Source organism: Occallatibacter sp., assembly GCF_036502485.1.
Taxonomy (GTDB): domain Bacteria; phylum Acidobacteriota; class Terriglobia; order Terriglobales; family Acidobacteriaceae; genus Telmatobacter.
On the sequence record NZ_DASXYM010000170.1, the window covers coordinates 1 to 5780 of the forward strand.

Consider the following 5780-nt stretch of genomic DNA (forward strand, 5'->3'; position numbering starts at 1 on the left):
ACGTGCAGCTCACAACTTGGTTACAGTAGTTTCATGTTCGCGAGGCTGGTTTGAAGACCCTCGAGCTTGTCAGCATCCTGGTGGCCACAGCCGCACTGTTCGGGTGGGTGAGCGTGCGCGTGCTGCGCGTGCCCATCACGATCGGCACCATGCTGCTTACGTTTGTCGTTTCGCTGCTGCTGGCGGACTTTGGGCCGCTCGCGCCGGGCGTGCACGTGTGGGCTGAGCAACTCGCGCAGCAGATCGACCTTGGCGACATCATCCTCCGTGGCATGCTGCCACTGCTGCTGTTTGCGGGAGCCTTCCTGCTCGATCTCGACCAACTGGCGCGAGAAAAACTTCCCGTTGCGCTGCTCTCAATCCCGGGGACCGTGGTCAACTTCCTGGCCGTGGCCGGGCTCATGAAACTGCTGGCCGGCCCGCAGGTCACGTGGACGGAGTGCCTGATTTTCGGCGCGCTGATCTCGCCGACCGATCCTGTAGCCGTGCTGGAGATGCTGCGCCGCGTGGGTATCGACAAATCCATTGAAGCCCAGCTTGCGGGCGAGTCGCTGTTCAACGACGGCGTAGGCGCGGTGCTGTTTCTCACCATGATCGAGATTGCGCGCGGGCACGCGCCCACGGCGTGGCATGTTACCTGGATGCTGCTGCTGCAGGCCGGCGGGGGCACGCTGCTGGGCATTGCCGGCGCCTGGATCACTTCTCAGCTGATGTGCCGGGTGCTCTCCTATCAGATCGACATCCTGTTAACGCTCGCACTAGCCCTGGGCGGATACGTGCTTGCCGCGAACTGGCATCTTTCCGCTCCGCTGGAGGCGGTGGTGGCGGGCCTGGCGTTGCGCCATTTCAATCGCGCGCAGCCGGACGGCCGCATTGCCGACGAGCGCGTGGACGAGTTCTGGACGCTCACGGAGGAGGTGCAGAACTCGGTGCTCTTCGTCCTGCTGGGACTGCAGGTCATCTCCGTGACGCTGAACGCCGCAGCGCTGCGCTCGGGCGCGGTGGCTATCGTGTCGGCCAACGCGGTGCGGCTGGCGATCATGGCTGCTGCCGCCGGTATCCTCTATGTCTGCCGCCGGGGACGGAGCCGCGCCATCTTCCTGATGACGTGGGGCGGACTGCGCGGCGGCCTTTCCATCGCGCTTGCCCTGTCGATTCCCGCATCTCTGGGTGGCTCCTGGATTCTGGGCGCCACCTATGTTGTCGTCGTCTTCTCGATCCTGATTCAGGGCGGATCGCTGCACATACTGATGACCCGCGGCACCCGGCGCACCGCCGCGCACGTGTAGCGCTGCGCCGGATCGACGGGTCTAGCGGTCCCCTACAAGTCACTTTCAGCCTTTGCCGCGGTGTGCTCTTCTGAGGCTATTCATGCGGAAACAGCTCGAAGCCTATTTCGAATTTCAGCGCCTGGGCACGAACTGGCGGACGGAAATCCTCGCCGGCCTGACCACATTCCTGACGATGGCGTACATCGTGCTGGTCAATCCCGCGATTCTGCATGAGACGGGCATGCCGCTCGCGGCTGTCACAGCGGCTACCTGCCTGTCGGCCGCGGCGGGGTCGATTCTCATGGGCGTCTTCGCGCGCTATCCGCTGGCACTGGCGCCGGGCATGGGCCTGAACGCTTACTTTACCTACACCGTATGCCTGAAGATGCACATCCCCTGGCAGACGGCACTGGGCGCGGTGTTCTTTTCCGGCTTGCTGTTTCTGCTGCTGACCGCGGCGGGCGTGCGGCAGATGATTCTGCGGGCCATTCCGCATGAGCTCTATGCGGCGGTGGCGGGCGGCATCGGCCTGTTCATTGCGTTCATCGGGTTCCAGCATGCGGGGATCCTTGTGGGCGACCCCAACACCCTGGTGACGATGGGCAACATCCGCAATCCAACCTCGGGACTGGCCCTCCTCGGGCTGCTGATCGTCGTGGTGCTTGAAGTCAAGCAGGTGCGCGGAGCGATCCTGATCGGCGTGCTCAGCATAACGGGACTGGCGTGGGCTCTCGGCATGGTGCACTGGACGCCGATGAGCGGCGGCTTCGGCTCGCTGAAAGACACTGCCTTCCATCTTGATCTGCGCGGAGCGATGGGTGAGGGGCTGGTCGAGATCATCTTTGTGTTCTTCTTCGTCGATCTGTTCGACAATCTGGGCACGCTGGTGGCGGTCACCAAGCGGGCGGGGCTGATTGAGGCAGACAACACCGTGCCCCGGCTGAACCGGATCCTGTTCACGGACGCGGCGGCGACGGTGCTGGGCTCGCTGACCGGCACCTCCACCGTGACGAGCTACGTGGAGTCGACCGCGGGGGTGGCGGCGGGAGGGCGGTCGGGGGTCACGGCCATCGTCACCGGCATTTTGTTCCTTTTCGCCATTGCCGCTGTTCCGATTGTGGGCATGGTGCCCGCGGCCGCCACTGCCCCGGCGCTCATCATTGTGGGCGCGTTGATGATGGGGTCGGTCACGGAGATTCGCTGGCACGACCCGCTGGTTGCGGTGCCCGCCTTTCTGACCCTGGCGCTGATCCCGCTGACGTACTCGATCGCCAACGGATTGGGCTTCGGCGTGATTGCGTGGGCGGCGCTTCACCTGGCCACCGGCAGGGTGCGCCGCCAGGACTGGCTGCTGTACATCCTTGCCGTTCTGTTCCTGGCGCGCTTCGTGTATCTGGGCGCCGGATGATCCGGCGGGCCACGCCCATTCCGCACCATAGAAGTTATCGCCGCGGCCGCCCCGGTGGCGCAAAAGTCGTAAAATCGGTTCAACATAGCCCTGTACCATGTTTAGGAAACCAGAGCGTAACGGTCGAGTGGGATCGGCAGGCGAGCGTGGGAGAAGTGATGAACAGGATGGGAAAAGCGAAGGACGCCCTGACTGCGACCCGGCTGGTTGCGGTGGCGGCAGCCTCGCTGGTGGTTGCGCTGGGACTCTCTGCCTGCCAGGTGGTTGCCGGATTCTCACAGCCGAGCCTGGTGCGCGTCATCAACGCTTCCTACATCGCGCCCGCAGTGAACATCTATGTCGAGAAAACCATCTTTGCGTCCAACGTGGGGGAGGGATTTATCTCCAACTACGGTGCGGCTGCGCCCTCGACGGCGGCGCTGGTGACGGTGACGGCAGCCACGGGAGGCGCCACGCTGGTTTCAGCCGCGGTAACGCTCAAGGCCGGGGCGCATCACTCGGTGTTTCTTACCGACAACGGATCCACCCCGACGCTCTATGACGTGTCTGTGCTGGAGGATCAGAGCATTGCGGCGGCCAGCGGACACTCGGACTTCCGCTTCCTGAACCAGGCGCCGCGCACGGGCGCGCTGGACGTATACATGGTGCCGACCGGTACGACCCTCGCCAACAGCATTCCGATCTGCACCGACATCCCGGTGGGCCAGACCTGCGGATACGTCAGCTTTGCCTCGCAGACGGTCACGATGGTGATTACGCCGACGGGGCAAATCACGCCGAAGTACACCTCCACGCCGCTGGGGCTTACTGGCGGCGAGGTGCGCACGGTGGTGATGGTCGACAGCCAGTTGACCAGCAATCCGCCGGTCAACGTGGTCATCGCCGACGATGTGCAATAGCGAACTCTGAAAGCGGCAGCCCAGCCAAGATGGGCGTTCGTGCCACTATCCGTGACGGCCCGGCCCGGCACGACTTCGCAACTCCTGCCACTTTGTAACTCCGTCCCTTTTTCCCTTTTTCCCTCTTTCCCTCTTTCCCTCTTTCCCTTTTTCCCTCTTTCGCTTCCCCCCCATCTACACTCGAACCAGATGCGACTCCTCTCGTCGATTCTGTTTGCCGCGATGTTGGCTTCTTCGGCCCCGGCCACTCATGTGGATGGCTACAGAGTGGTGCACGCCTATCCGCATGACGGTCAGGCATTCACCCAGGGACTGGTGTTTGTGGATGGGCATCTCTACGAGAGCACGGGGCGGAACGGCCAGTCGACGCTGCGCATGGTGAACGTTCAGACCGGCAAGGTGGAACAGGAGATTCCGGTTCCGCAGCAGTACTTTGCAGAGGGACTCACGGACTGGAAAAACACCCTGATTCAGCTCACGTGGCAGTCTCACGTGGCCTTTGTCTACGACCGCTTCAGCTTCCGCCAGCTTGGCACGATGAGGTACCCCTGGGAAGGCTGGGGACTGACGCAGGACGGCCGCTCGCTCATTCTCAGCGACGGCACGGCAACGCTTCACTTTCTCGATCCGGCCACGATGAAGGAGCGCCGGCACGTCCTGGTGCGGGATCAGGACCGGCCCGTCACCGAGCTCAACGAGCTGGAGTACATCCACGGCCAGATCTACGCCAACGTATGGCATACGGATCGGATCGCGCGTATCTCTCCCGCAACCGGGAAGGTGCTTGGCTGGATCGATCTTGCCGGACTGCTGCCGGAGGGCCAGAAGAGCTCGCCAGAGGCCGTCCTCAACGGTATTGCCTGGAACGCGGCGCGCGGCCGCCTCTACGTGACCGGCAAGCTCTGGCCAAAGCTGTTCGAGATCACGGTCACTCCCGGGAAGCGGTAGCCGGCTAACGGAATTGGCCGCGCCGGGCTGTAGCCATTTTGGCCCTTTTTCCCTTCCTTGAACTGCCCCGCCTCGCTCCTGTTCTCCATCACATGCCCCGCGGCCGCGGCCTCGCTATACTCTTGCCCAAGGTTAGCCATGGAGTTTTCCCTGCTTTCGGTTCCCAGCATCCTCCAGAACGCCCTGGTGCTCACGGTTCTGGTGGCCCTGGCCGGTTACGCCATCACCTCTCTCAGCGCCCACATCCTGGCGCGGCGCCGCGACAAGCTTGACCTGGTGAACAAACGGCTCAACGAGCTTTACGGGCCGCTCTATGTCGCGTCGGAGGCTGGCAATATCGCCTACCGCTCCCTGCTCAAGAAGCAGGGGAAGGTGCAGAGCGAACCCATCACGGACGATCAGTTGAAGGAGTGGGTGCTGTGGATGCGGACCATCTTCGTTCCCCTGAACGAGGTCCGCGAGAAGATCATCATCGAAAATGCTCACCTGATTGTGGAAGAGCAGATGCCGCAGTGCCTGCTGGATTTCGTGACGCACGTGGTGGGGTACAAGGCTGTTTTGCGTAAATGGGCCGACGGCGATTTCAGCGAGCGGCGCTCCACCATCGGGTGGCCACCGGAGTTCGACGCCTATGTACGCAGATCGTACGCGGCGCTGAAGGCCGAGCAGATGCGGCTGATTCACGGCCCGATTGCGCGCGCATGGGGATCGTTGAAGGGCCGGAACAGCGGTTCCAGCACGCATTGACGTGGATGCGATGTGTTTGATTGCAGGCCTGGTGGCGGAGGGCAGGATCGAACTGCCGACCTACGGGTTATGAATCCGTCGCTCTAACCATCTGAGCTACCCCGCCGGATTGGGCATGCAGCGGAACAGCTGCACCACTCTAGATGATACGGGTGGTTGAATTTAAGGTCAAACCGTTGCGCAGGACGACCTCAGGTCGGCCTCATCCAACTTGGGCAATCTGCGGATAAATTGTCATGGCTGCTCCTGTAGACTCGCGTGCATGAGCAAGTTACGGATAGCGGGGGTGATTCCGGCTCGGCTCAGCTCTACGCGGCTGCCTCGCAAGGTGCTGCGGGAGATCGCCGGGCGGCCAATGATTGTGTGGGTTTGGCGGGCGGTTGTCAGCAGCGGGCTGATGGACCCAGTGGTAGTGGCGACCGACTCGGACGAAGTTGCCGAGGCGTGCCTGGCGCGTGGGGTCGCGGTGGCAATGACCTCAGCAAATTGCACCAGCGGGTCAGATAG

General features: G+C 62.9%; 6 protein-coding genes and 1 tRNA gene. 6 read left to right on the top strand and 1 reads right to left on the bottom strand.

Features of this window, described 5'->3' with window-relative positions; genetic code table 11:
* Positions 1-50: 50 nt before the first annotated feature.
* The 5 genes from VGL22_RS20810 to VGL22_RS20830 all read left to right on the top strand — a co-directional run bounded on the left by VGL22_RS20810 (position 51) and on the right by VGL22_RS20830 (position 5273).
* Positions 51-1289: a cation:proton antiporter gene (locus VGL22_RS20810; protein ID WP_465268887.1), complete on the top strand. Its 1239-nt coding sequence runs from the start codon at positions 51-53 to the stop codon at positions 1287-1289.
* Positions 1290-1371: 82 nt separating this feature from the next.
* Positions 1372-2679 carry an NCS2 family permease gene (locus VGL22_RS20815; RefSeq protein WP_465268888.1) on the top strand — a complete coding sequence of 436 codons (1308 nt, stop codon included), beginning with the start codon at positions 1372-1374 and terminating at the stop codon, positions 2677-2679.
* A gap of 158 nt (positions 2680-2837) precedes the next feature.
* Positions 2838-3578 (top strand): DUF4397 domain-containing protein, encoded by a 741-nt coding sequence (locus VGL22_RS20820; protein ID WP_465268889.1) that lies wholly within the window; start codon positions 2838-2840, stop codon positions 3576-3578.
* A gap of 189 nt (positions 3579-3767) precedes the next feature.
* Positions 3768-4526 (top strand): glutaminyl-peptide cyclotransferase, encoded by a 759-nt coding sequence (locus VGL22_RS20825; protein ID WP_465268890.1) that lies wholly within the window; start codon positions 3768-3770, stop codon positions 4524-4526.
* 138 nt (positions 4527-4664) lie between these two features.
* Entirely contained in the window at positions 4665-5273 is a 609-nt protein-coding gene (locus VGL22_RS20830; RefSeq protein WP_465268891.1) for a hypothetical protein, read from the top strand.
* Between the two features lie 29 nt (positions 5274-5302).
* On the opposite strand, the gene VGL22_RS20835 is transcribed toward VGL22_RS20830, so the two are convergent.
* Positions 5303-5379, bottom strand: a tRNA-Met gene (locus tag VGL22_RS20835).
* Positions 5380-5535: 156 nt separating this feature from the next.
* Here VGL22_RS20835 and VGL22_RS20840 point away from each other — a divergent pair.
* The coding region (locus VGL22_RS20840; protein ID WP_465268892.1) for a cytidylyltransferase domain-containing protein at positions 5536-5780 on the top strand (245 nt) is incomplete at its 3' end.